The organism is Candidatus Methylacidiphilales bacterium (assembly GCA_025056655.1).
In the GTDB taxonomy this organism is placed as follows: domain Bacteria; phylum Verrucomicrobiota; class Verrucomicrobiia; order Methylacidiphilales; family JANWVL01; genus JANWVL01.
Window position 1 is genome coordinate 1 of record JANWVL010000165.1, and the last position, 2,261, is coordinate 2,261.

The window sequence follows — 2,261 nt, forward strand, 5'->3', positions numbered from 1 at the left end:
GCTTATGGCACAGGGCTTTTTTCGAGTAGGGAGATGGGGTTAGTCGGCACATTGTGCACATGCGTGGGATGCCTTTTGTTGATTTTTCTACTAGGAATAATCGGCGATTGGGTTGAGTTAAAGCTGGCAAGGTGAAATTTATTTACGCTCAACCCAAAAATTACCCAGAACTATAGCATCCATGCGGGTGCGCAGGAAGCAGGAGAGGGCCTCTTGTGGAGTGTTTACGATAGGCTCGTTTTCGTTGAGGGAGGTATTAAGAACAATAGGGACACCTGTTTTTTGCCTGAAACACTCGATCAGGCTCCAGTAGATGGGATTGGTTTTGTAGGAGACAGTTTGCAATCGTCCTGTGCCATCAACATGAGTGACGGCGGGGATTTGAGAACGCTTTTCCGGGCGCACGCGGAGAACCCTTTCCATAAAGGGTGATGGTTCGGGAAGTTCAAAATACTCGTGAGTGTATTCCTCGAGAATGCTCGGAGCAAAGGGACGAAATTTTTCTCTGAATTTGATTTTCAAGTTGATCAAGTCTCGCATGTCGGCGCGGCGCGGATCAGCGAGGAGAGAACGATTGCCAAGAGCTCGAGCACCAAACTCCATGCGACCTCGGAAGACACCGACGACTTTGCCATCGATCAGTGCATCAGCGATTTTTTGGTTCATCTCGTCAACCGGGAGTTTTTGATACTCTACGTTGGCATTTTGACAGGCTTGGAGACAAAGTTGATCTTCGACATCAGGTCCCCAGTAGCCGTGGTCGAGTTGAAAGACTCGACTTCCACCGTGTTGTTTCCAAACCACGAATGCAGCTCCGATGGCTGTGCCGTTGTCTGCAGCACCGACTGGAACATAAACGTTTTCGAAACCCGTTTGCTCACGCACTTTACCATTTGCTACAGAATTCATTGCTACGCCGCCTGAGATGCAAAGGTTGCGTTGTTGGGTTTTTTTTCTGAGATCGGTGAGCATTCCAAGTAAGATCTCTTCAGTTATCGCTTGCAAAGAGGCGGCGATGTCTTGGTGATGGTCAGTAAGCGGCTCGTTTTGAGAACGAGGTTTGCCGAGAGCTTCCTCTAGCTTAGCCGAATGGAAGGGACGGATAACAGGCGAGCCATCAATCCAAGACATGTCGATACCTAACTTGTGGTGGATGAAGTAATCAAGGTTTAGTCTAAATCCTAGGCCTTCACGGGCGATAATCTTGCGAAATAGATCTAGGTAACGGGGTTTACCGTAAGGTGCTAGCCCCATAACCTTGTATTCATCTCCGTAGTTGGGAAATCCTAAAAAAAGCGTGATTGCTGTATACAGAAAACCCAAGGAATGAGGAAAGCCTACCTGGTGTAATCTTTGCCATCTGTCCTTTTTCCCAACTGAGAGAACTGTGCTGAGAAAATCTCCCATCCCGTCGATCGATAAAATAGCAGCTTCTTCGAACGGAGAGGGCCAAAAACCAGCCGCTATATGGGTCTCATGGTGCTCGATAGGAAATATCTTAAATTTGCAATTTTTCCGACTGGTCTGGCCAACGCGTGCAATTTCATCAGCTAAGTGAAGAGCTTTCTGTAAACGTTGTAGTCGCCCACCAAGATTTTTTTTATTGCGCCAAATTTTTGCAGCGTGCAAAGCCCGCTTGAAGAAATGAGCTCGTGGATTAAATGATAGGGCTACAGCATCCAGTTGCTGGACATCTATTCCACCTAGTTTTAATACACAACGTATAGAGTTTTCGGGGAATCCAGCCCAATGTTTTATTCGATTGAAACGTTCCTCTTCGACGGCTGCGATAAGCTTTCCATCAATAATTAGTGCTGCAGAAGCATCCCCGTGAAATGAGTTGATCCCGAGTATTTTCATTTCTTACTGGCTTATGATGACCTGTGGTGAATTGTATGACAAGCCCTAAGCCCTTTCCCGTCGTTCTCTTCTCTTGAATTCAATAATCTTGAATTCAATAAAAATGATTTGCCAACAGTTGCGAGTGTACAAATTTCTAGTGAATTCTATTGACCAAAGACAGCTTCTGAATAATAGTATGTCTGCCTTATCAAGAGCAGCAGAGGGGCCGGCCCGTTGAAGCTGCGGCAACCGGAAAGAGGATCCTTTCGTCAAGGTGCCAAGCCCGGCTTGCGTTGCAAAAGTGACGCAAGAAGGATGAGGTGAGATCGGTGTCCTTACGATACTCAAGTATCCTCCTCCAGCGGCTCGCGATAAGCCCATCTCTTAAAAAATATGAGCCGCGAATTTTTCACCCACCT

The 2,261-nt window shown here is 46.7% G+C and carries 1 protein-coding gene and 1 riboswitch; the gene reads right to left on the reverse strand.

All coding sequences use genetic code 11. The annotated features are described in order from the left end of the window. Nucleotides 1–138 precede the first annotated feature (138 nt). Nucleotides 139–1,860, reverse strand: a complete 1,722-nt coding sequence (locus NZM04_10810) for a hypothetical protein (protein MCS7064506.1) — start codon at nt 1,858–1,860, stop codon at nt 139–141. 184 nt (nt 1,861–2,044) lie between these two features. Next, nucleotides 2,045–2,164: riboswitch (SAM riboswitch) on the forward strand. Nucleotides 2,165–2,261 lie beyond the last annotated feature (97 nt).